General features: G+C 43.2%; 25 protein-coding genes and 1 other annotated feature. Of the genes, 20 read left to right on the top strand and 5 right to left on the bottom strand.

The annotated features are described in order from the left end of the window. The first annotated feature begins 11 nt into the window (after positions 1-11). From coaE to N0M92_RS08890, 15 genes are all read left to right on the top strand, one after another. A complete protein-coding gene (gene coaE / locus N0M92_RS08960; RefSeq protein ID WP_260285388.1) occupies positions 12-611 on the top strand; it encodes a dephospho-CoA kinase in 600 nt (199 codons plus the stop codon). 160 nt (positions 612-771) lie between these two features. Next, complete coding sequence (locus N0M92_RS08955) at positions 772-1,809, top strand: glyceraldehyde-3-phosphate dehydrogenase (RefSeq protein WP_192206029.1); 1,038 nt, start codon at positions 772-774, stop codon at positions 1,807-1,809. 357 nt (positions 1,810-2,166) lie between these two features. Then, a complete protein-coding gene (speD, locus tag N0M92_RS08950) occupies positions 2,167-2,547 on the top strand; it encodes an adenosylmethionine decarboxylase (protein WP_034311443.1) in 381 nt (126 codons plus the stop codon). A 268-nt stretch (positions 2,548-2,815) separates the two neighbouring features. Then, positions 2,816-3,277, top strand: a complete 462-nt coding sequence (gene nrdR / locus N0M92_RS08945) for a transcriptional regulator NrdR (RefSeq protein WP_057911467.1) — start codon at positions 2,816-2,818, stop codon at positions 3,275-3,277. Positions 3,278-3,341: 64 nt separating this feature from the next. Continuing rightward, complete coding sequence (locus N0M92_RS08940) at positions 3,342-4,754, top strand: replication initiation and membrane attachment family protein (RefSeq protein ID WP_260285387.1); 1,413 nt, start codon at positions 3,342-3,344, stop codon at positions 4,752-4,754. Next, entirely contained in the window at positions 4,741-5,679 is a 939-nt protein-coding gene (gene dnaI, locus N0M92_RS08935) for a primosomal protein DnaI (RefSeq protein WP_260285386.1), read from the top strand. The genes N0M92_RS08940 and dnaI overlap by 14 nt, the downstream gene beginning before the upstream one ends. A 120-nt stretch (positions 5,680-5,799) precedes the next feature. Further along, on the top strand, positions 5,800-6,660 hold the full coding sequence (ytxC, locus tag N0M92_RS08930; protein ID WP_260285385.1) for a sporulation protein YtxC: 861 nt from the start codon (positions 5,800-5,802) through the stop codon (positions 6,658-6,660). A gap of 389 nt (positions 6,661-7,049) precedes the next feature. Next, positions 7,050-8,981, top strand: coding sequence for a threonine--tRNA ligase (gene thrS / locus N0M92_RS08925; protein ID WP_260285384.1), 1,932 nt, complete (start codon positions 7,050-7,052; stop codon positions 8,979-8,981). Positions 8,982-9,087: 106 nt separating this feature from the next. Continuing rightward, positions 9,088-9,258, top strand: a complete 171-nt coding sequence (locus N0M92_RS08920) for a hypothetical protein (RefSeq protein WP_179085987.1) — start codon at positions 9,088-9,090, stop codon at positions 9,256-9,258. A gap of 53 nt (positions 9,259-9,311) precedes the next feature. Continuing rightward, complete coding sequence (locus N0M92_RS08915) at positions 9,312-9,806, top strand: GNAT family N-acetyltransferase (RefSeq protein WP_260285383.1); 495 nt, start codon at positions 9,312-9,314, stop codon at positions 9,804-9,806. Between the two features lie 125 nt (positions 9,807-9,931). Next, positions 9,932-10,068: a sequence feature (ribosomal protein L20 leader region), on the top strand. 98 nt (positions 10,069-10,166) lie between these two features. Then, positions 10,167-10,667 carry a translation initiation factor IF-3 gene (infC, locus tag N0M92_RS08910; protein WP_034309072.1) on the top strand — a complete coding sequence of 167 codons (501 nt, stop codon included), beginning with the start codon at positions 10,167-10,169 and terminating at the stop codon, positions 10,665-10,667. Between the two features lie 34 nt (positions 10,668-10,701). Beyond that, a complete protein-coding gene (rpmI, locus tag N0M92_RS08905; protein ID WP_034309070.1) occupies positions 10,702-10,902 on the top strand; it encodes a 50S ribosomal protein L35 in 201 nt (66 codons plus the stop codon). 35 nt (positions 10,903-10,937) lie between these two features. After that, positions 10,938-11,297 carry a 50S ribosomal protein L20 gene (gene rplT / locus N0M92_RS08900; protein ID WP_034309067.1) on the top strand — a complete coding sequence of 120 codons (360 nt, stop codon included), beginning with the start codon at positions 10,938-10,940 and terminating at the stop codon, positions 11,295-11,297. A 68-nt stretch (positions 11,298-11,365) separates the two neighbouring features. Continuing rightward, positions 11,366-11,641: a DUF1294 domain-containing protein gene (locus N0M92_RS08895; RefSeq protein ID WP_260285382.1), complete on the top strand. Its 276-nt coding sequence runs from the start codon at positions 11,366-11,368 to the stop codon at positions 11,639-11,641. Positions 11,642-11,701: 60 nt separating this feature from the next. Beyond that, entirely contained in the window at positions 11,702-12,271 is a 570-nt protein-coding gene (locus tag N0M92_RS08890; protein ID WP_192206022.1) for a TVP38/TMEM64 family protein, read from the top strand. Between the two features lie 53 nt (positions 12,272-12,324). Here the strand turns inward: N0M92_RS08890 and N0M92_RS08885 are convergent, their stop codons facing one another. After that, positions 12,325-12,705: a sigma-w pathway protein ysdB gene (locus N0M92_RS08885; RefSeq protein ID WP_260285381.1), complete on the bottom strand. Its 381-nt coding sequence runs from the start codon at positions 12,703-12,705 to the stop codon at positions 12,325-12,327. A gap of 109 nt (positions 12,706-12,814) precedes the next feature. Between N0M92_RS08885 and N0M92_RS08880 the strand changes: the two genes are divergently transcribed. After that, the gene (locus N0M92_RS08880) at positions 12,815-13,303 is read left to right on the top strand and encodes a dUTP diphosphatase (protein ID WP_260285380.1); all 489 of its coding nucleotides are present in this window, start codon (positions 12,815-12,817) and stop codon (positions 13,301-13,303) included. A 64-nt stretch (positions 13,304-13,367) separates the two neighbouring features. Beyond that, the gene (locus N0M92_RS08875; RefSeq protein WP_260285379.1) at positions 13,368-14,453 is read left to right on the top strand and encodes a M42 family metallopeptidase; all 1,086 of its coding nucleotides are present in this window, start codon (positions 13,368-13,370) and stop codon (positions 14,451-14,453) included. A 60-nt stretch (positions 14,454-14,513) separates the two neighbouring features. Here N0M92_RS08875 and N0M92_RS08870 read toward each other — a convergent pair whose 3' ends face one another. The 4 genes from N0M92_RS08870 to N0M92_RS08855 form a co-directional block, all read right to left on the bottom strand. After that, positions 14,514-15,218: a LutC/YkgG family protein gene (locus tag N0M92_RS08870; protein WP_260285443.1), complete on the bottom strand. Its 705-nt coding sequence runs from the start codon at positions 15,216-15,218 to the stop codon at positions 14,514-14,516. Beyond that, a complete protein-coding gene (locus tag N0M92_RS08865) occupies positions 15,212-16,642 on the bottom strand; it encodes a LutB/LldF family L-lactate oxidation iron-sulfur protein (protein WP_260285378.1) in 1,431 nt (476 codons plus the stop codon). Before N0M92_RS08865 ends, N0M92_RS08870 begins: the two co-directional genes overlap by 7 nt. A gap of 23 nt (positions 16,643-16,665) precedes the next feature. Continuing rightward, complete coding sequence (locus N0M92_RS08860; protein ID WP_260285377.1) at positions 16,666-17,382, bottom strand: (Fe-S)-binding protein; 717 nt, start codon at positions 17,380-17,382, stop codon at positions 16,666-16,668. 181 nt (positions 17,383-17,563) lie between these two features. After that, entirely contained in the window at positions 17,564-18,295 is a 732-nt protein-coding gene (locus N0M92_RS08855) for a FadR/GntR family transcriptional regulator (protein WP_311202530.1), read from the bottom strand. 255 nt (positions 18,296-18,550) lie between these two features. Between N0M92_RS08855 and N0M92_RS08850 the strand changes: the two genes are divergently transcribed. The 3 genes from N0M92_RS08850 to N0M92_RS08840 all read left to right on the top strand — a co-directional run. Next, positions 18,551-20,239, top strand: a complete 1,689-nt coding sequence (locus tag N0M92_RS08850; RefSeq protein WP_260285376.1) for an L-lactate permease — start codon at positions 18,551-18,553, stop codon at positions 20,237-20,239. Between the two features lie 73 nt (positions 20,240-20,312). Next, positions 20,313-21,425, top strand: coding sequence for a PucR family transcriptional regulator (locus N0M92_RS08845; protein WP_260285375.1), 1,113 nt, complete (start codon positions 20,313-20,315; stop codon positions 21,423-21,425). Between the two features lie 117 nt (positions 21,426-21,542). After that, the coding region (locus N0M92_RS08840; RefSeq protein WP_260285374.1) for an FAD-binding protein at positions 21,543-22,487 on the top strand (945 nt) is incomplete at its 3' end.

Below are 22,487 nucleotides of genomic sequence, written 5' to 3'. Positions count from 1 at the left end.
AGGGGGAGCTTATGGGACAAATCATTGGAATCACCGGGGGCATCGCCAGTGGGAAAAGCACCGTCAGCCTTTATTTACAGGAACTCGGATTCACGATTGTCGATGCAGATCTGGCTTCCCGTGCCGTCGTTGAGCCGGGTGAAGAAGCCTATCATCAAGTTGTGAAGGCATTTGGTGAAGATATCTTATTGCCGGATGGGAATATAGATCGCGTAAAGCTCGGGTCGATCATATTTAATGATCAGGAAAAGAGATTACTATTGAATGGCATCGTGCATCCTGCCGTCAGGAAATGGATGCGCCTCAAAACGGAAGAGGCACTATCATCAGGGGAAGAAACGGTGTTCATGGATATTCCGCTCCTATTCGAAAGTAAGCTGACATTCATGGTGGAAAAGACGCTTTTGATCTATGTGGATGAGCAAGTTCAATTGCAGCGATTAATGAACAGGAATGGTCTTTCGGAGACGGAGGCACTAGCCAGGATCAATTCGCAAATGCCTTTGGCCGATAAAAAGGCTTTAGCGGATGCCATCGTCGACAATAATGGGGACATTAATGAAACGAAGAGGCAAGTGAAGTCCATACTTCGCGAATGGCATGTCATATAATTATGATAAAAAAGAAGAAACCACCCGGTTTCTTCTTTTTGTGTTGAAAAAATAAACACAATCCGCATTTTTATTAGCACAATTCCTCTGAATTATGTTATACTAATTACATGTGGAAGGTAATAAGTATAACACTAATATTTTCTGGAGGGTCCGAACAATGAATTCAAGAATAGCGATTAACGGGTTTGGGAGAATTGGAAGAATGGTTTTCCGAAAGGCCATATTAGATGAGAGTTTGGACATTGTTGCCATTAATGCAAGCTATCCAGCTGAAACTTTAGCACACTTACTAAAATATGATACGATACACGGTAAATTCGACGGTATCATTATAGCGGAAGATGATTCACTAGTAGTGAATGGCCGCCGAGTAAAATTAATAAATAACCGCGATCCAAAGCTATTGCCTTGGAAAGAGTTGGACATAGATATTGTAATTGAAGCTACGGGCAAATTCAATGATCGTTCTAAAGCGGCTCTTCATTTAGATGCAGGAGCAAAAAGAGTTATTTTATCAGCGCCGGGTAAAAATGAAGACGTTACCATTGTAATGGGTGTAAATGAGGAAGTGCTGGAAATTGACAAGCATTTCGTCATATCCAATGCATCTTGTACAACCAACTGTCTTGGACCGGTTGCAAAAGTGCTTGATGAAAAATTCGGCATAAACAACGGTTTAATGACGACGATACATTCTTATACAAATGATCAAAATAATATCGATAACCCGCATAAAGACTTAAGACGTGCCCGTGCCGCTGCGGAAAGCATGATTCCTACGACTACAGGAGCTGCAAAAGCCATCTCGCTAGTGTTGCCGCAATTAAAAGGCAAGCTTCATGGAATGGCGATTCGCGTACCGACACCTAACGTATCTCTAGTCGATCTTGTTGTGGATTTAAACCGTGATGTCACGATTGATGAAGTGAACCAAGCCTTCATCGATGCTTCAGAAAATGAACTCAAGGGAATTATGGAATTCACGATGGAACCTTTAGTTTCCAGTGATTTCAAAACGAATCCTCACTCTGCAATCATCGATGGTTTGACGACAATGATGATTGGGGACAGGAAAGTGAAAGTCCTTGCATGGTATGATAATGAGTGGGGTTACTCCAACCGGGTAGTGGACCTTGTGAAATTGGTGGGATCCGAGTTGAAAAAAACTTCCGAAGTCGAACTATCAGTAAAATAAAGAAAAGAAATCGAGCCTGCTAAAATTTTTTAGCGGGCTATTTTTAATGCAGTGACCCATCAATTCCCGGCTATTTTAAGGCGCTGAATAAATCCGGAAACAGAATTTCCCTTACATTGGAACCTTCGCTATAGCCCTATTGCATATAAAGTTTATCTTTCCAAAATTTTAATTTGGAGTTGCAAAAAAAATTCAAACAATATATACTATGAATCGTGAACTTCTTCAAAAGCGGTTTGCATGATGGCTACTTAAAGGGTTAGGACCTCTTTGGACTAACTTTCCCCCGTGGTAGTTATCAGAACTTATTTTTAAATCATGGTAAGGGGGAAGCTTAATATGGAAACAGCTTACACTATGGAAACAATGGGTAGACATGTCATTTCTGAACTTTGGGGTTGTGACTTTGAAAAACTGAACAATATCGATTTAATTGAAAAGATTTTTGTTGATGCTGCTTTGAAATCAGGTGCAGAGGTACGAGAAGTTGCCTTTCACAAATTTGCTCCACAAGGAGTCAGCGGGGTTGTCATCATTTCTGAATCACATTTAACGATTCACAGTTTTCCAGAACACGGCTATGCGAGCATCGATGTCTATACATGCGGTAACTTGGATCCGAATATTGCGGCAGATTATATTGCAGAAGCTTTGAATGCGCAAACACGTGAAAACATAGAATTACCACGTGGTTTAGGTCCTGTACAAATGAAAAAAGCCAATATAAGTGCCCTATAAAAACACGTATACACAGAGATGCCATGGGTGCATCTCTTTTTTAATGCAATGAATCGGCAGCCTGCTTCACATTATAGCAATGGATTGCCTTATAGCACAAAGACCTTGACAAAGGTGCTCCAAGGGCGGAACAAAAGTGCCTGCTGCTGGAAGTTACACTTTTTACTTGTACTGGCCGTTCCTTTTAATATAAGATTAAGATAGAGAAGTAAATCCTTGGGGAACATTTAGATAGGGGAGTCCTACATAAAATACGGAGCTGATAATGATGAAATGCCCATCATGTCAATATAACGGAACAAGAGTGCTCGATTCCAGGCCAGTCGATGAAAGTAAATCGATTCGACGACGCCGTGAATGCGAGGCATGTGGTTTTCGATTCACGACATTTGAAAAGGTGGAGGAAACACCGCTTATTGTAGTGAAAAAGGGCGGGACACGGGAAGAGTTCAGTCGTGATAAAATCCTGCGTGGCTTAATCAGGGCTTGCGAAAAACGCCCGGTTCCCTTGAAGGAACTAGAGCAAATTACCAGTTATGTAGAAAAAGAACTGCGCAACCAGGGCATATCGGAAGTGAAAAGCGACAATGTCGGCGAAATGGTAATGGACAAGCTGGCGGAAGTCGATGAGGTTGCCTATGTAAGGTTCGCATCCGTCTATCGACAATTTAAAGATATCAATGTCTTTATTGATGAATTGAAAGATTTAATAAATAAAGAAAGAAAGTAGAGCTGAAGATTCACTTTGGCTCTTTTTTCACTACATCTTTTGAAAGGTTTGAATGGAGATGTCAATGCATTGGCAAGAATTGCTCCCAGCGGATTCATATTTGGTCTCATCTGCGGGGCTGCTTCATGATTATGATCGGAAAATACTTACCCGACTATATCAACCTCTTATTGGACCTATCTGCATTAGCTTATATATGACGTTATGGAGTGAGCTGGAGGAAAACAGGCTATGGTCGGAAATCTCCTCACATTATCAATTAATGAATACCATCGGCCTTAAGTTAGGTGATATTTATGAAGCACGCCTTTTACTTGAAGGAATTGGTCTGTTGAATGTATATAAGAAATCGAAAAATGAAACGAAGGAATTCATCTATGAGTTAAACCCGCCGCTTTCGCCCCAGCAGTTTTTCACGGATGGAATGCTGAATATTTACTTATACAAAAAAATCGGCAAAGCGCAATTCAACCGGTTAAAGAGATTCTTTTGTGATGATCGTATCTTAACCGATCAATATGAAGGTGTGACTAAATCTTTTGCGGAAGTATTCTCATCAGATCATTTGGACTCTTTATATGTAACCGATGAAGCGAAAAACGAATGGAAACCGATGCCTGAGCAGCAATTCATCGATCGGACGGAAGGCGTCGAGCCATCGGGGTTTGACGACTTATTTGATTTTGACCTTTTATTTGCCGGGATGAAATCCTCGATCGTACCGAAAAAGGCCTTTACTCCGAAAATAAAAAGTACGATTGCCAAACTTGCTTTTTTATATGGCATTGATCCGCTGGAAATGCAAAAACTAGTAATGGATGCCGTTTCATTGGATGATGAGATCGATGAGGAAGTGCTCAGAAAGGCGGCAAGGGACTGGTATCAGATCGAACGGCAGGCAGATATGCCTTCCCTAGTCAATCGGGTGCAGCCGATTCGTGAACGGACACAAAAAGAAGAACCGAAAACACAGGAACAAGAGTTAATCCGTCATTTGGAGACGATTTCCCCGAGGGAGCGGCTGATGCAATTGTCTGGCGGTGCAGAGCCATCAAGCGGTGATCTGAAAGTGGTTGAGGGAGTGATGATCAATCAAAAGCTGAATCCGGGTGTCGTCAATGTCTTGATTGAATACGTCATGCTCAAAACGGATATGAAGTTCACGAAGGGCTATGTGGAAAAGCTGGCAGGCCATTGGGCAAGGCTGAAGGTCTCTACGGTCGTCGAGGCGATGGAACTGGCTAAAAATGAACATAGGAAATATCAGGACTGGGCTCAAGGAAGCAGGAATGCTGCGAAGGGCGGCCGGAAAAAGGCGATACGGGAAGAAGTGGTTCCGGAGTGGCTTGAGAAGAAAGAAGAAGCACAGCAGGAGCAGAATGGAGATCAGCCTGAATTGAATGCCCAGAAACGCGAGCTTCAGGAGAAATGGAAGCAGTGGAAAGCAGGAGGTGAAATGAACGATGGAAAAGATTAATAGATCCCTTAATAAATTGGCCAATACAAACCAATTTCAACAGCGTTATGAAAAGCTGAAGCAGGAGATTTTTGAAGACGAACAAGTGCGGTTATTTTTGAATGCCAACAGTTCGACGGTCACGAAGGAAATGATTGATAAAAATTTGGGGAAGCTTTATGAGTTCACTTCACAAAGCAATAAATGTGATAAATGTCCAAGCTTGAATGGCTGCATCAATATGATGCAAGGGTATTATCCCAAATTGGTGGTTCAAGGGAAGGCCCTGAACCTGAATTATGAAATCTGCCCGCGGAAATTGGCAGAGGATGAAAAGCGGAAACGGGAAAAATTGATCCGCAGCCTGTATGTACCGAAGGATATTTTAAAGGCCACCATTGAGGACTTTACCCAAACGGATAATGAAAACAAACGCTTGGGTGTTTTAAGTAAGGCGATGTCGTTCATTATGGAATATGAGCCAGGTAAAATGCAAAAAGGCTTATATATATATGGGAAATTCGGTGTTGGGAAAACGTACTTATTAGGTGCGATTGCCAATGAACTTGCAGAAAGGCAAATTTCCTCCCTTATTGTCTATGTCCCTGACTACTTGCGGGAACTTAAGGGATCGATAGGTGATAATACGGTCAATGAAAAAATTGAGATGGTGAAGACGGCCCCTGTCCTCATGCTGGATGATATTGGGGCGGAGTCCATGACGAGCTGGGGACGCGATGAGGTTTTTGGTCCGATTTTGCAATTTAGGATGCTGGAAAACCTGCCGACGTTTTTCACTTCGAATTTTGACCTGAATGGCCTGGAGAACCACCTAACATTTTCACAGCGCGGTGAGAAGGAAGAAGTGAAGGCGGCCAGGATAATGGAAAGAATTCAATATTTAGCGGAGCCGGTCAAGCTGGATGGCGTGAATCGGAGAAGGTGAAGGAAAGTGGTCTCTTAATGGAGGTCACTTTTTTCTTTTACAAGGCTCATCCTACTTCTAAACACGTCCCCATCCCCATATACATGAACAAAGAGGCAAGGGGGAAGGGGGGATGTCGTAGTGCAAATTTCGTTTCAAAACGATTCAGAGGCAATGAAATTACTGAATTTCGTTTCTGTCCATCCACTGGGGGCAGAATTTCAAGCATACATTCGATTTCTTCCGCAACAAGGCATGCATATGGATATGACGAAGTCTTCAGGTGATAAATGGCTAATTCTGCTTCGTGATGCATTTCATTCTTTTTTATTGGAAGAAAAGACGATTCCTGTTCTGGAGCAAATAATAGTCGGTAAATTTTTTTACAGGGAACGGGAAGAAATTGAAGCCATCATTGAAATTGCATCATCGATCATCGAGGCGGAAAGAGCCAGGGATCAAGATGGAGCATTCAGTACGGAGAAACGATCGATTGAGGAAGGACTTCAAAGTATCTTGGCTGGAAAGGTATCTTTTTCATTCGATTCTTTTACGACCTTCCGTTTAAAATCATTTCAGCACACTTTGGAAAAGTATGTCGTTAAGGCGATTGATGAATATAAGCTGGAGCAGGACTATCAAAATTTCATTGCCACGCTCCGTGATTGCCTTCATGGACAGGAGTCGAAATTAAGAAAGCTTCACCTGGTCAACCGGGATGGTTTTCATTTCTATGATCAGAAATACAGCAAGCTCGACCGGGCAAAAATCAATAGTATGATCGACAGGAAGCTTCTTGCCAAAAGTTCACTTTTTCTCGATACGGTGATACTTGCCCCGCTTTTATCGATTGCTCCTGAAAACTTGTGCATCTATACCGATGATAAGGAAGAAGGGCTGATCCAGACCATTTCAAGGATTTTCGAAGAACGGGCGACCATCTTGCCACTTTCGTCATTTTCGATGCATTTGAATGATCTTTCGTGGAAAAAAGAAAATTAACCTTGATTTTCACCGTATAACAAATTATAATTTCCTACATACTATTAAAAAACTAAAAGTTATGATGAGGACAAGGGTATTCTAGTCGCCGATTATCAGAGAGGGGAGCCAACAGGCTGTAAGCTTCCTATTCGCATGGAACACTTACCACCTTTAAACTTCGGCTCGGAAAGCAGGCATTCTGCGAATATGAGCTGACGGGAAGCTGCCGTTACCAAGTTACAAGTGCCATTTTGCCGTGAAAAGCAAGCTGGAACGAGGGTGGAACCGCGGGTTGATGATATTTATTACTAAGCTCGTCCCTGTTTTATACAGGGGCGGGCTTTTTTGTGTTGTAATGGAATCAAAAACCTGTAATTTGTCCGAACAATAAGAAGGAGTGAAACTGAATGTCAGAATTACTGAAAATATCTTTTCCTGACGGAGCGGTTAAGGAGTTTGCCAAAGGCACAACAACTGAAGACATCGCTGCATCCATCAGTCCTGGTTTAAGGAAAAAATCCATTGCCGGAAAATTCAATGGTGAATTATATGATTTGAAACGTCCGATTGAACAAGATGGTACAATCGAAATCGTCACACAGGACGCAGCGGATGCTCTTGAAGTATTGCGTCACAGTACAGCACACTTGATGGCACAAGCGATCAAACGTTTGTACAAAAACGCTAAATTCGGAGTGGGTCCAGTCATCGAGGGCGGCTTTTACTATGATATGGATCTAGAGGAATCATTGACTCCTGAAGACCTTCCATTGATTGAAAAAGAAATGAAGAAAATCGTCAACGAAAACTTGGAAATTTCCCGCATAGAAGTGAGTCGTGATGAAGCGATTTCCCGTTTTAAAGAAATCGGCGACGAGTATAAGTTGGAGTTGATCGATGCGATTCCTGCCGATCAGCAGGTAACGCTTTATGAGCAGGGTGAATTCTTTGACCTTTGTCGTGGAATTCATGTTCCATCAACGGGGAAAATCAAAGAGTTCAAGCTATTGAGCATCGCTGGAGCATACTGGAGAGGCGATAGCAAAAATAAAATGCTTCAACGCATTTACGGTACGGCTTTCTATAAAAAAGAAGATTTGGCCGAACACCTGCGTTTCCTTGAAGAAGCCAAAGAACGTGACCATCGTAAAATTGGTAAAGAATTGAACTTGTTCATGAGCTCACAAAAAGTGGGACAAGGGTTGCCGATGTGGTTGCCAAAAGGCGCGACCATCCGTCGGACAATCGAAAGATACATCGTGGACAAGGAAGAACGTTTGGGCTATGACCATGTCTACACACCTGTAATGGGAAGCGTGGACCTTTATAAAACATCTGGACACTGGGATCATTACCAGGACGGCATGTTCCCTGCCATGGAGATGGAAAACGAACAGCTTGTCCTGCGTCCGATGAACTGTCCGCATCACATGATGGTCTATAAAAACAGTATCCACAGCTATCGCGAACTGCCAATTCGGATTGCCGAGCTAGGCTTGATGCACCGCTATGAAATGTCAGGTGCCCTTTCAGGCCTTCAGCGTGTACGTGGAATGACATTGAATGATGCGCACATTTTCGTCCGTCCGGACCAAATCAAAGAAGAGTTCAAGCGCGTTGTGAACCTGGTTCTGGAAGTATATAAAGATTTCGATATCAAGGATTATTCATTCCGACTGTCTTATCGCGATCCTCAGGATACAGAAAAATACTTCGATGATGATGACATGTGGGAAAAAGCACAAAGCATGTTAAAAGTCGCCATGGATGAACTTGGCCTGGATTACTTTGAAGCGGAAGGTGAAGCGGCATTCTATGGTCCTAAGCTTGATGTTCAGGTGCGTACTGCCTTAGGGAAAGATGAAACGCTTTCCACTGTTCAGCTTGATTTCTTGCTTCCTGAACGTTTTGATCTTAATTACGTCGGTGAGGACGGCAAGCAGCATCGTCCGGTCGTTATCCACCGCGGCGTCGTTTCCACAATGGAACGTTTTGTCGCTTACTTGATCGAAGAATATAAGGGGGCATTCCCGACTTGGCTTGCACCTATCCAAGCACAAGTGATCCCGGTCTCACCTGAAGTGCACTTGGATTATGCGAAAGAAGTACAGGAAAAACTTAAAGCGCAAGGCATTCGTGTCGACCTGGATACACGTGACGAGAAAATCGGTTACAAAATCCGTGAAGCGCAAATGCAAAAAATCCCGTACATGCTCGTTGTTGGAGACAATGAAGCCAAAGAAGGCAGTGTGAATGTACGTAAATACGGTGAACAAAAATCCGAAACAATCGCTTTTGAAGATTTCGTTTCAGCTATTAAGGCGGAAGTGAGCCGTTAAAAGCACAAAGAGGGGCACATATAGTTGTGTCCCTCTTTATAATTATGGCATGATAAAATGATACCATCATGTGAAAATATGTACAGCAATGAAAAGGAGGGTCAGCATGAAAAAGAAATTTTCTTATCTATTCGGACCGACATTCCTTGTCATCATCATCTTATTGTTATTGGATGATTATCGACAATATGCCATTGTCCCGGTCCTGCTTTTTTGGATAGTCCTATTTTCCTGGGACACCATCGAGAAAAAGAAAAAGGCGAAAGAAAACTCCTAGCATTTGATGGCTTCGATCAGTATGGACTGTAACCAAAGGGGGAATGGGGATAAATGGAGATAAGAAAGGCTTCAAGGAAAGACGCGGGTAACTTGGCTGCTTTGTTCAATCATGTTGAAGATTCCGGGTATATGCTGTTCAACCCTGGGGAAAGAAAAGCAACGGGGGAACAAATGGAAAAGCAAATGGAGCAAATCGAAAAAAATCCCCTTTCCGTTTTCCTCGTTGCTGGAAGCGGCCATGAGTTGATGGGTTACCTAATCTTATTGGGCAATCAAATGGGCCGAACGAGGCACTCAGCCAAAATCGTCATCGGCATCAATGAACAGGACAGAGGAAAAGGCATCGGTACGAAGCTATTTCAGAAAATGGAGGAGCATGCACGGACAAAAGAAATACGGCGCTTGGAATTGTCCGTGATCGCAAACAACGCCCCTGCGCTTTCCTTATATCGAAAGATGGGTTTTGAAAAGGAAGGGATAAAGCGGGAATCACTGTTTTTTGATGGAAAGTATCATGATGAATATTTTTTGTCCAAATTACTTTAAAAAACGTATTGTCAAATAACTGAATGTCTGATAATATTAATTTTGTTGTGAAAAACGAATAAATTAGCATTTGACAAGTCATCAGTGTTTATGATATATTTCTAAAGTGAATTGAATACGTGTTTGAGGAAAAGAAGAAGCACCCGCTTCTCACCTGGTTGACGCAAACAATGCAGTTAACAGGTCATGATTTGATTATTTGGATCTTTCTGAATGAGTCTATCAGTGTGGGTGCAGCATGCATCCACACTTTTTTATTATGATTATATCCTGTAAGCGAGTTGTGAGCGTGACCGAATTGATTCAAATATTCGTATTCGCCAATATCTTTGGAGGTGGCTAACTATTAGTAAAGACGCGATGGTAAACGAGGGCATCCGAGCCCGTGAAGTTCGTCTTATTGACCAAAACGGAGAACAACTTGGAATTAAAACGAAATTCGAAGCATTGGAAATTGCCGCTCGTGTAAATCTTGATCTAGTTTTAGTTGCTGCAAATGCAAAGCCTCCGGTAGCCCGGATCATGGACTACGGAAAACACCGCTTCGAGCAGCAAAAGAAAGACAAGGAAGCACGTAAAAATCAAAAAGTCATCAGTCTGAAAGAGGTTCGTTTGAGCCCGACGATTGAAGAACATGATTTCAATACGAAGCTTCGCAACGGTATTAAATTCCTTGAAAAAGGCGATAAAGTAAAAGCTTCTATCCGATTCAAAGGACGTGCCATTACGCATAAGGAAATTGGTCAACGTGTACTCGTTCGTTTTTCTGAAGCATGTAAAGAAGTGGCTACAATCGAGCAACACCCAAAAATGGACGGGCGCAGCATGTTCATTATCTTAGCACCGAAAAACGAAAAGTAATTGTAAAGTAATTTGTAATGAGGAGGAATACCTTATGCCTAAAATGAAAACTCACCGCGGATCTGCTAAACGTTTCAAAAAGACTGGATCCGGCAAACTTAAGCGTTCTAACGCTTACACAAGCCATTTATTTGCTAACAAATCTACTAAGCAAAAGCGTAAGCTTCGCAAAGCTAGCCTTGTAAGCAAAGGTGACTTCAAACGTATTCGTCATATGCTAGACAACATTAAATAAGTTCGATTTATCGAGTTAAATAGGAGGGAAATAACATGCCACGTGTAAAAGGCGGTACTGTTACTCGCAAACGTCGTAAAAAGGTAATAAAATTAGCTAAAGGTTACTATGGCGCGAAACATATTCTTTTCAAAGTAGCTAACCAACAAGTAATGAAGTCAGGAAACTATGCTTTCCGTGACCGTCGTCAAAAGAAACGTGATTTCCGCAAACTTTGGATCACTCGTATCAACGCTGCAGCACGCATCAACGGTCTTTCTTACAGCCGTTTAATGCATGGTCTAAAGCTTGCTGGTATCGAAGTGAACCGCAAAATGCTTGCTGATCTTGCTGTTGCTGACGAACAAGCATTTGCTCAATTAGCAACTGCTGCTAAACAACAATTAGACAAATAAGTCTGACTGATACAGCCACTCTCTTTTCAAGAGGGTGGCTTTTTACATATTTAAAGGAGGAAATGGGAATGCAGGGAGTATGGTTCATTGCTGCTTATATGATCATCACGAACATCATCGGATTTGCCTTAATGGGAATCGACAAGAGGAAAGCGCGAAATGGGGAGTACCGGATAAGCGAAAGGACACTTTGGTTTTGGGCGGTCATAGGCGGAGGGACTGGGTCCTATTTGGGGATGAAGCAATTCCGCCATAAGACGAAGCATGCCGCTTTTAAGTGGGGACTGCCCACATTGATGATTCTTCAGATGGCCTTATTGATCAAGATATTCATTCAATTGTAATATGTAGCCCGTATATTGTATATGCTTGTAGAAGCAGCAAAGAGTAGCTGGAGGGAGAGCATGAATGATAAACTGACACTTGTGATGAGCTACGTTCAATCTGGAAGCGTGTTTGCACCGTTGATTTTTATCACTTTTCATTTATTAAGGCAATTTTTATTCATTCCCGTCATTGTGGTTTGCATGTCTGGCGGAGTATTATTCGGGGCAGCCTTTGGAACCATCTATTCGGTAATCGGTTTGACGTTGTCCAGTATGGCCTTTTATTTCGTGATAGGCAAATTTCCGAAAACAAAGGATAGGCTGCTGCGGCTTAAGAATAAGCTGTTTGGAAATCGAAAGCTAAATAGCCGGCAAATTGCAGTACTGAGGCTAATCCCGTTCATACACTTTTACTTACTGTCGCTTTGCTTATTGGAATCCAATAAAGGGCTGAAAAATTATTTTTATCTGTCCTTCATGACCAATCTCCCTGTAGCATTCGTTTACACGGTTTTTGGCCACTATATTGCAGATTTCAGTCCAACGCTGATCGTCATCATTTTATTATCCTTAACCTTATTGATATATTTATTGAGGGAGAAGCAAACGGTCGTCCCTTGGAAGGAATTTTTTCGTTCAAATGATTAAAATAGAGCCTTGAGTCCATTTTTCTCAAGGCTCTTCATTACGTTTGATTTTTTTCATTCCTGCAAAAATTCCTTAACCGGGCTCTTCCAATCAATAACGGCATCCGGATATTGTTTTTTTATGGCTGCCTCGATTTTTAAGAAATCATTTCGCTTCAAGCCTTTCAGGCCGGCCACTTTTTTAGGCCATATGAAGATGGAGATGACCTCGAAGGAGCGTTCCGTCGTCCCTAAATACTTTTCCCCTTCAAACATCACCCCGTTGTACGTCAATAAAAAATTCTTTCGTATATTGGCTGTATCGTCGAGCAGAAAGAACTTTTTCTGTTCATGTGCCAGTTCTAATTTTCTTTTCGGATTAAATAGGTATTTGATGACTGTATATATTAAGAAAATGATGAGGGCCAAAAGAATGAACCGCATGATCAATACCATGGCGCTGCCTCCTTAAACAGAGTGATACCCTTCATTTACGTATGGGTTTTTAATAAGTTTCATTTATTTGATATAATTTAGGGGAAGTCGATAGAAAGAAGTGATGAAATTGAACATAGGTAAATTAATGGAAATGCAGGCAGCTTTGGATGAGCATATACAATTAAAGCATGATTTGGGTGCTGAAGATTTAGTGGAACGGAAGATACTTGCTCTTTTGGTGGAGCTTGGAGAGCTTGCCAATGAAACAAGATGTTTTAAATTCTGGAGTCTTAAAGGCCCTTCTGATAAAGAAACGATTTTGGCTGAATACGTGGATGGCATTCATTTCATTTTGTCACTAGGAATCGAACGGGGGTTTGTACCGGAAGTTCCATCCGCCCTCAAGGTGGATCAGGAGGATTTGACGGTTCAATTTACAGCTATTTACGGCTACATCAGTGAATTTCGCACACAGTTGACAGAGTCATCCTTCCAAAAGGTTTTTGCTGCGTATTTACATTTAGGGGAGTTGCTTGGATTTTCAGCAGTGGATGTGGAAAAAGCATATGTAAGCAAAAATGAAGTGAATTACGAAAGGCAAAAGCAAGGCTACTGATTGTTTATGCAATCGGTTTTCTGTATAATTATTCTTGTAATGTAAGTTATAGGGGGGTATAGGAATGGCTAAATTGGATGAAACGTTAAGGATGCTTGCTGACTTAACGGATGCTAAAGGCATCGCAGGAAATGAAAGTGAAGTAAGAAAAGTGATGACCGAATACATAACACCATTTGCGGATGAAATATCGACAGATGGCCTGGGAAGTTTGATTGCCAAGAAAACGGGTGATGAAAACGGACCGAAAATCATCGTTACCGGGCATATGGACGAGGTCGGTTTCATGATCACTCAAATTGATGATAAAGGATTTTTGCGTTTTCAGCCGGTAGGGGGTTGGTGGTCACAAGTAATGCTGGCCCAGCGCGTGACGATCGTTACAAGTAAAGGTGATCTAACTGGAATTATCGGTTCCAAGCCGCCGCACATCCTATCAGCGGAGGCGCGGAAGAAGCCGGTTGATATTAAGGATATGTTTATTGATATCGGTGCATCCAGCAAAGAAGAGGTTAAGGAATGGGGCGTCAAGCCAGGGGATATGGTCGTGCCATATTTTGAATTCACGGTCATGAATAATGAAAAGATGCTGCTCGCCAAAGCCTGGGACAATCGAATTGGCTGTGCAATCGCCATTGATGTGCTTAAACAGCTGAAAGACAGCGACCATCCTAATGTCGTTTATGGAATTGGCGCTGTGCAAGAAGAGGTCGGCCTGCGTGGCTCCAAAACATCCACATTCAAAATTCAGCCGGATATCGGTTTTGCCGTCGATGTCGGAATTGCTGGGGATACACCGGGGGTTTCCGAAAAAGAAGCGATGAGTAAGATGGGGGAAGGCCCGCAAATCGTCATCTATGATTCATCGATGGTGGCACATAAGGGATTACGCGATTTCGTCACCGACACGGCTGATGAAATGAATATTCCTTATCAATATGAATCGATTCCTGGCGGCGGGACGGATGCCGGCTCCATCCATTTAACGGCAAATGGAGTTCCTGCACTGGCTATCACGATTGCCACACGCTACATTCATTCACACGCAGCAATGCTTCACCGGGATGATTATGAGAATGCAGTTAAGCTCATTGTCGAAGTGATCAAACGCCTCGATCGTGAAGCGGTTGATCGGATCATTTACGAGTAAAATAGAAAGTTAAAAATGGAGAGGCCTAATCAGGTCCTCTCCATTTTCTTTTCCTTATTTCTATTTATCTTCGACGATTATATAGACCGCTTTGATGGGACCATGGACGCCGACGACAAGGTCCATTTCGATATCAGCCGAATTGCTCGGCCCCGTTATGAAGTTGATGCAGGAAGGAACAACTTCGCCGCGGTTAACTTTTGAACGGATGGCCGCTGCAGCCTGTGTCATTCGTGGAACGATGGTGCTTTTTGGAATGATGGAAACATGGCAGGAAGGAAGGAAGCTGATGGACCGGCCATGGTCCTTGTCGCTGAACAGGACGACGGTAGCTGATTCTGCTAGTGTCATCTCACTGAATGTGATTCCGATGTTAGCACTTTCCGCTTTTTCGATATTTTCTTTCCCGGCTTGGTGATCCCATATATGAACATCTTTTTCCTGTAAGATACCCTCCAATCCATAGTCGGAAAATCGATCGTCTTTAGGGATGATCAAGGATCCGTTTCCAAGTTCCTCGATCACCTGTTTTAAACAATGCATCACTTGCTTGGAGTCGGTAACGTGAAACTGAGTATGCACCCGTTTACATTGCTCCTTCAATTCCGCGACAAGGTCATTTGGTGTCGCATGTTTCAAAACTTCTTTTTGGGGTGCGTGCTTCCATTCCGGAACGGAGATCCCTTCCGTAATAGGAGCCCTTCCAAGGTTTTTGGCTATATTGTTTAAAAATGTCCCTTCATTATGGATGGTTCCAATCATGATGGTTTCCCTCCTTTTTCCCGATTTTTGAACCAGTCCCGAAAGCTCTCTTTCCCTGGAGCAGGGAACTCGCGGCTTTCTGTCCAAGTTTTGAGTGGTCCCGGACCTTTCGAGATGATATCCCCCGTTTTAAAAGGAGACATCGCGGATGGGGCCATTTTGGAGCCGAACTTATAAAGCATAGGCGAGGCTGCACCGATTCCGAAGGCTTTCATGGCCATCTTTTCTGAAAATGGCGCCATTTTTTCCTTTTCAACGATGACCTCACGATGCTTCCTCAGTAAGTCATGGAGAGGAATCTTAACCGGGCAGGCATCTGTACAGGCTGCGCAAAGAGTGGAGGCATATGGCAGCTCCTTGAAATCATCATATCCCCCGAGTAAGGGTGATAGCACAGCACCGATTGGTCCCGGATATATGGAACCATATGAATGACCGCCGACCTGGCGGTAAACCGGACAGACATTTATACAGGCAGCACATCGTATGCATTGAAGAACGGATTGAAACTCAGTTCCTAAAATAGAGGAGCGTCCATTGTCTACAATCACAAGGTGAAATTCCTCGGGTCCGTCTACATCGCCTTCATCACGCGGCCCGGTAAGTGCGGTGATGTAGCTGGTTAACCTTTGGCCGACAGCGCTTCTTGTCAATAAGCTGACAAGGATTTCGAATTCATCGAATGTAGGCACAAGCCGTTCCATTCCCATCACGGTGATTTGCGTTTTCGGGAGGGCAGTGACCAAATCGGCATTTCCTTCATTCGTCACCAAACCGATCGAGCCCGTTTCCGCAATGGCAAAATTACAGCCGGTAATGCCCACATCGGCGCTTAAGAAATCCTTCCGCAGAATGCCCCGCACATGGGCGGTAAGCTCTTCCGGTTTTTCGGTTTGCGTATATGCAAGCTTTTCTTTAAAAACATCCCTAATCTGCTCCTTATTTTTATGGAGAGCAGGTGCGACGATATGGGAAGGTGGGTCATGATCATCCACTTGTAAAATATATTCACCAAGGTCCGTTTCAACGACATCGAGTCCAACTGCTTCAAGAGTTGCATTCAAATTGATCTCTTCCGTGACCATCGATTTGGATTTCACGACCTTTTTGGCGTTCTTTTTTACAATGACATCCTTAATGTAGCCGCTTGCTTCTTCAGCAGTTTCAGCGAAGAAGACATGACCGCCCCTTTTCGAAACGTTTTCTGCAAGCTGGTGCAAATAGAAATCAAGGTTACTAAGCACATGCTGCCGGATTTCTTCCCCAAGGGAACGCCAATCCTCCCAGCTTCCCAATTCATCAACGGCAGTCAGTCGCCGTCCGTGTAATCGTTCTTGGGCACTCGATACGGCCAATCGCATAAAATCATTATGTATTCCTTCATCCACCCGGTCTTTAAACTTGGCAGAGCTGGTTTTCATAGCCATTAGTTTTTCCCTCCTCGCTTTTTTTAAATACTATTCAGGACTTCCGCAATATGAAGCACTTTCACCGGTTGCCCCTTCCTTTGGATCCGTCCGCCGATATTCATCAAACATCCGGCATCCCCGCCAATTAAGAAATCGGCTTCGGTAGCTTCAATATTGCAGACTTTCTCCTCGACCATTTGTCCGGAAATGTCACCCATCTTAACCGAAAAGGTCCCCCCGAACCCGCAGCAGTTTTGGGCATCGGGAAGTGGTGTCATTTCCAGCCCCCTGACATGGCTTAACAAAATGGCAGGTGCTTCCTTCACCTTAAGCAGCCGTGTCATATGGCATGAAGTATGATAAGTGGCCTTTCCCTTAAGGGTCGCCCCGACATCGGTCACTTTTAGGACATCAACGATGAATTGGGTCAATTCATATGTTTTTGCCGCTAATGATTCCGCACTCTTTTCCCATTCGGCATCCCCTTTGAATAGGACCGGATATTCTTTGAACATCGCTGCGCAGGAACCGGAAGGGGTTACGATGTATTCAGCATCAGCGAACGTTTTAATCATCTTTTTCATGGCTTCCTTCGATTCCTTCGTATACCCGCTATTATATGCGGGCTGTCCGCAGCATATCTGGGACTCCGGGAAATCAATTTCACAGCCTAATCTCTCGAGTAGCTCCACTGTCGCTTTGCCGACATTGGATTGAAACAAATCCACTAAACATGTTGCAAAGAGAGTAACTTTCAATTTGAACTCCTCCTTTTTCAAATAGGTTAACAGGTCATCTGATGACTAGAAAATGGAAAAAGGAAATGGTTTAAGAGAATATACCAATTTCCAAGATTTTTTAAATGGAGTAATCGTTTTCAAAATAATATATCAATTTTATCCTTTTTTGTATAGGGCATTTTTGAAATTTAAAGGAAGATCAACTATGCGTTTGCTGATTTTTTTGGATGACCCGATCCAATGATTCTTCGACACTTTGAAGGTGAAACAGCATGGCACTGCGGGCTTCATCTTCATCCTGTGCCACGATTGCATCATGGATCCTGGCATGCTGCTGGTAAAGCCGCTTAAGTGTCATCTCTTCGGAATAAAGCGCTATCCGGCGGATATCACGCATCTTTTCCGTCATTAATTCTGAAACGTGGTTCATCAATGTAATCAGCAGCTCATTTTGTGATGCGTTTGCCACTGCAACATGGAAGGCGATATCTGCTTTATCACTGAGTTCTTCATCGTCGGATACCTTTTCCATATTAAAAAGACTTTCCTTGAGTTCGATCAGGTTCTCTTCCGTTCTCATCTTCGCTGCCACTTCTGCCGTACCGGACTCAAGTATTTTCCGGACTTCCAGTAAATGCTTGATATTGTCTTGATCCATCAAAAGGGCGGCAGACAAGGGATGGTTCATGATGGTGGGGTCGAAGGTTTTGACGAATGTTCCTTCACCTTGTTTTATTTCAATAAGACCCATTGAACTCAATGCACTTAATGCTTCGCGGATGGCAGGGCGCCCGACTTGGAAATTTTCCGCAAGCTGCTGAATGGAATCCAATTGTTCACCTGGTTTCAGGCTGCCTGACCGAATCATTTCATAAAGTTCATCGCTGACTTCTTCATAAATTTTTTTCGGCTTTATTTTTTTATATACCAAGTAGTAGCACCTCTATTTTCTATGAGTTTCTCTGGTTAATATTATATAACACAAATGTTCTTTAACACTTCCAGAAGGTTAAAAAAAATCAACAAAAAATAAAAAAAATCTTGATTTTATATTTTTAATCATTTAATTTTAATGAGTACTCATCAAGTCATCTGATGACTTAGAATTTTCGGATTTGTAAGGGGTTTCAATTAGCAGTTGAATTCTGAATTTTTTAAAAAATTATAGAAAATGGAGTCGAAATGAATGACATGGACACAAAACTTTACGCCGATCACCGATAATTTAGTTTTATCATCTCTTGCCGCACTCATTCCAATTCTTTACTTTTTCTGGGCGCTTACCATCAAACGTATGAAAGGTTACATGGCAGGTATAACCACGTTGCTTGTAGCTCTTGCAGTGGCTGTGTTGATATATGGAATGCCTGCAGGAAAAGCAGTGATGTCCGCTTCACAAGGAGCCGTATATGGGCTGCTGCCAATCGGATGGATAATCATCACTTCCGTATTTTTGTACAAAATGACTGTTAAAAGCGGACAATTCAATATCATTCGTTCTTCGGTGCTTTCGCTGACGGAAGACCGTCGCCTCCAGGCATTATTGGTGGCATTTTCTTTCGGGGCCTTTTTAGAAGGTGCCGCGGGATTTGGGGCACCGGTTGCCATTTCAGCCGCGCTTTTGGTCGGTCTTGGATTTAACCCGCTATATGCAGCCGGGATTTGTTTGATCGCGAATACCGCTCCGGTAGCATTCGGGGCAGTTGGAATACCGATCATCGCCATGGAAGGCCCAACTGGCATAGCCGCCATGGAGATTTCAAAAATGGTCGGCCGCCAATTGCCATTCCTTTCGGCTTTCATTCCGCTATATCTCATTTTAATAATGACTGGGTGGAAAAGGTCGCTTGAAGTCTTGCCGGCAATATTGGTTTCCGGATTTTCCTTTGCCATCACACAGTACTTGAGTTCAAATTTTCTTGGGCCGGAATTACCGGACATCCTTTCCGCGTTAGTGTCACTATTTGCATTGGCGATTTTCCTGAAATTCTGGAAACCTAAAACGATCTTTCGATTTGCCTCCGAGGAAACGGCAGCAGCTGTCGAACCTTTATCTACAGCAGAAGCGGAAACAAAATACACGAAATGGCAGATTTTCCATGCTTGGTCACCATTCCTTCTGTTAACGCTTTTCATAACAATCTGGGGGATGAACCCAATTAAGCCGGCGCTCTCCGGACATTATGAAGGCAACAATGCGTTGCTTGGCGGAATCAATGAAATCGGGAAACTATTAACCTTCCAAATCGAAGTCCCAGGTCTGCATAATGCGATAATCGGAAGCGATGGATTGCCGATTGCGGCTTTCTATAAAATAGAACTGCTCGGAGCGGCCGGGACTGCGATTTTACTGGCTGCCATCGTAACGAAGTTCATCGCACACATGTCTGCAAAAGACGTTTATAGCACCTTTGTTGAGGCGATGAAAGAGTTGGCAAAACCAATCTTGATGATTTCGGCCGTGGTGGCTTTTGCCTATGTAACGAATGCTTCAGGCATGTCGACCACATTAGGGATGACCCTTGCAAAATCGGGTGATTTATTTCCGTTCTTCGCACCGGTTCTCGGCTGGCTGGGTGTGTTCATTACCGGCTCGGATACATCAGCCAACCTCTTATTTGGCAGTCTGCAAAAAGTGACCGCACTTAAAGTGGGGATGGAGCCGGTCTTGGCACTTGGGGCCAACTCTTCCGGAGGGGTCACCGGAAAGATGATTTCCCCCCAATCGATAGCGATTGCATGTGCTGCCGTTGGATTGGCGGGCAGGGAATCGGAATTATTGAGATTCACGCTCAAACATAGTTTGTTTTTATTGCTGCTTGTTTGTGTGATTACCTTCTTGCAAAATGGCGTCCTTTCCTGGATGATTCCATAAGTAGAATGAGGCTCCCTGTTCATAGGGGAGCCTCGAAATATTTTCAAGGCCAATCAAAAAAGGAGGACATATCATGCAATTGACAGCTGTGGCAGGAAAATTGGTTCATGAGGTTCGGAAACTGATCGATGAGGAAATCATCATTATTGATCATGCTGGAACGATTATCGCCAGCACCGATAATAGCCGTATTGGAGCTTATCATGAAGGAGCTATCCACGCTTTCAAAAATCGTGAAAAATTGATCATCAATAAACAGGATGAACGAAGTTGGAAAGGAGTGAAGGCAGGTATAAATCTACCTATTTTCTTCAACCAGGAAGCAGTTTGTGTGATTGGCATTACAGGCGACCCCAAACATGTTTCCCCCTATGCGGAACTTTTAAAAAAGATGACGGAGATGTTCATTCAGGAAAGCTATCATATCGAACAAGCAGAATCCCAATCACGTCTGATGGAATTCTTTGTATTTGAATGGCATCAGCTGCAGACGTTCAATGAGCTTTTCCTTCAGAAGGCCAAGTTGCTTGGGGTCGATGTTCATGCAGACCGGATCATTACCCTTGGTGAATTTAAGACTGAGGAAATCATTGAACCTCATGTGTGGAGAACGCTTCAGATATACATAGGACAGCAGCACCCCAATGACATCGCAGTCCGATGGGGGAGGAATCAATTCATCATTCTTTCTATAGCCGATTTCATCGGTTCAAAAATCCAGCAATTTAAGAAATTAAGTAAACTCAAAAAAAAGCTGGAAGAGAGCTCGGGTTATAAAGTGTGTGCAGGAGTTAGTTCGCGTGCATCTGGATCCGCTTTCAGGTCAGCGTTTTTTAAAGCGGAACGTTCTTTGAAAATCGCGCTTCCTTCATCGGGGATCATATTTGACGAGGACTTGAAGCTTGAGGTCCTGCTTGATGAATTTACCGCTGAAACAAGACAGGAATATTTATCCCGGACGATTCAGGAGTTGCTTCCTAATGAGGAGCTGCTTAAGACCCTTTCCATGTATTTTGCATGTGATTTATCCTTAAAGGAGACCGCCAGAGCCCTGCATATCCATATCAATACCCTCCATTACAGGCTCAAGCGCATAGAAGATTTGACCCGCCTGAATCCCAGGAAGCTAGACGATTTAGTCACTATGTATCTAGCATTAAGTATATTGGATAAACATACAAATTAATTCTATGGAATCCTCTAAATTCTATATGTTCATACATAGATGATTGAGTGTTTTCTTTCTTATACTTACATCATATAAAAAACTCGAATTTCCCATGTTTATATGAGGAGGATGTACATGTTAACAAAACAGGTTAAGCAGCTACTTCTTGCCATCGTCGGTAAGGAGAATTTCGATGACTCGAAAGTGGAATGTCTAGTCTATTCATATGATGCAACACCAGGGTTCCAAGCAATGCCTGATGCTGTCATTAAACCGGGCTGCACAGCTGAAGTCGCGGCCATCGTCAAAGTTTGCAACGAATACCATGTTCCGATCGTTCCACGCGGGTCTGGGACGAATTTAAGCGGAGGCACTTGCCCGACAGAAGGGGGACTTGTCCTTTTATTCAATCGAATGAATTCATTACTTGAAATAGATGAGGAGAACTTGACGGCGACCGTACAGCCTGGGCTTATCACATTGGACTTGATTTCAGCCGTTGAAGAGAAGGGATTGTTTTATCCGCCGGATCCCAGTTCGATGAAAATCTCCACTATTGGCGGAAACATTAATGAGAACTCTGGTGGACTGCGAGGATTAAAATACGGAGTCACCCGTGATTATGTCATCGGGCTAGAATTGGTCCTTCCGAATGGGGACATCATTCGAACAGGGGGCAAGCTTGCCAAAGATGTAGCCGGATATGATTTAACCAAACTTTTTGTCGGGTCAGAAGGGACCTTGGGCATCGTTACGGAAGCGATCTTAAAGCTGATTCCAATGCCTGAAACGACAAAGACGATGCTTGCCTTATATCAAGATCTCGATGCCGCGGCCCAGTCAGTGGCCAAAATCATTTCAAATAAAATCATTCCAGTTACATTGGAATTTCTGGATCGGCCGACGTTGATCGTGGTTGAGGACTTCGCGAAAATCGGTTTGCCCACCAATGTGGAAGCCGTCCTGCTGATTGAACAAGATGGTCCGAGTGAAGTGGTGGAACGCGATATGAAAAGGATGGCCGATATCTGTCTGCAGCAAAAGGCGGTTTCCGTGGAAATTGCCGAAACGGAATCTGAC

Origin of the sequence: Peribacillus aracenensis, assembly GCF_025175645.1 — a bacterium.
GTDB classification, from domain to species: domain Bacteria; phylum Bacillota; class Bacilli; order Bacillales; family DSM-1321; genus Peribacillus; species Peribacillus aracenensis.
The sequence above is the reverse complement of the archived record's forward strand: the minus strand, read 5'-3'. Positions and strand labels throughout refer to the sequence as shown.

Bases quoted from the DNA above. Each gene is read 5' to 3' on its own strand.
- speD (WP_034311443.1), top strand. From the start codon at position 2,167: ATGGAAACAATGGGTAGACATGTCATTTCTGAACTTTGGGGTTGTGAC.
- N0M92_RS08895 (WP_260285382.1), top strand. From the start codon at position 11,366: ATGCAGGGAGTATGGTTCATTGCTGCTTATATGATCATCACGAACATC.
- N0M92_RS08845 (WP_260285375.1), top strand. From the start codon at position 20,313: ATGCAATTGACAGCTGTGGCAGGAAAATTGGTTCATGAGGTTCGGAAA.
- rpmI (WP_034309070.1), top strand. From the start codon at position 10,702: ATGCCTAAAATGAAAACTCACCGCGGATCTGCTAAACGTTTCAAAAAG.
- N0M92_RS08890 (WP_192206022.1), top strand. From the start codon at position 11,702: ATGAATGATAAACTGACACTTGTGATGAGCTACGTTCAATCTGGAAGC.
- N0M92_RS08865 (WP_260285378.1), bottom strand. From the start codon at position 16,642: ATGGCTATGAAAACCAGCTCTGCCAAGTTTAAAGACCGGGTGGATGAA.
- nrdR (WP_057911467.1), top strand. From the start codon at position 2,816: ATGAAATGCCCATCATGTCAATATAACGGAACAAGAGTGCTCGATTCC.
- rplT (WP_034309067.1), top strand. From the start codon at position 10,938: ATGCCACGTGTAAAAGGCGGTACTGTTACTCGCAAACGTCGTAAAAAG.
- N0M92_RS08850 (WP_260285376.1), top strand. From the start codon at position 18,551: ATGACATGGACACAAAACTTTACGCCGATCACCGATAATTTAGTTTTA.
- thrS (WP_260285384.1), top strand. From the start codon at position 7,050: ATGTCAGAATTACTGAAAATATCTTTTCCTGACGGAGCGGTTAAGGAG.
- N0M92_RS08885 (WP_260285381.1), bottom strand. From the start codon at position 12,705: ATGGTATTGATCATGCGGTTCATTCTTTTGGCCCTCATCATTTTCTTA.
- N0M92_RS08915 (WP_260285383.1), top strand. From the start codon at position 9,312: ATGGAGATAAGAAAGGCTTCAAGGAAAGACGCGGGTAACTTGGCTGCT.
- N0M92_RS08920 (WP_179085987.1), top strand. From the start codon at position 9,088: ATGAAAAAGAAATTTTCTTATCTATTCGGACCGACATTCCTTGTCATC.
- N0M92_RS08955 (WP_192206029.1), top strand. From the start codon at position 772: ATGAATTCAAGAATAGCGATTAACGGGTTTGGGAGAATTGGAAGAATG.
- infC (WP_034309072.1), top strand. From the start codon at position 10,167: ATGGTAAACGAGGGCATCCGAGCCCGTGAAGTTCGTCTTATTGACCAA.
- dnaI (WP_260285386.1), top strand. From the start codon at position 4,741: ATGGAAAAGATTAATAGATCCCTTAATAAATTGGCCAATACAAACCAA.
- N0M92_RS08875 (WP_260285379.1), top strand. From the start codon at position 13,368: ATGGCTAAATTGGATGAAACGTTAAGGATGCTTGCTGACTTAACGGAT.
- N0M92_RS08940 (WP_260285387.1), top strand. From the start codon at position 3,342: ATGCATTGGCAAGAATTGCTCCCAGCGGATTCATATTTGGTCTCATCT.
- coaE (WP_260285388.1), top strand. From the start codon at position 12: ATGGGACAAATCATTGGAATCACCGGGGGCATCGCCAGTGGGAAAAGC.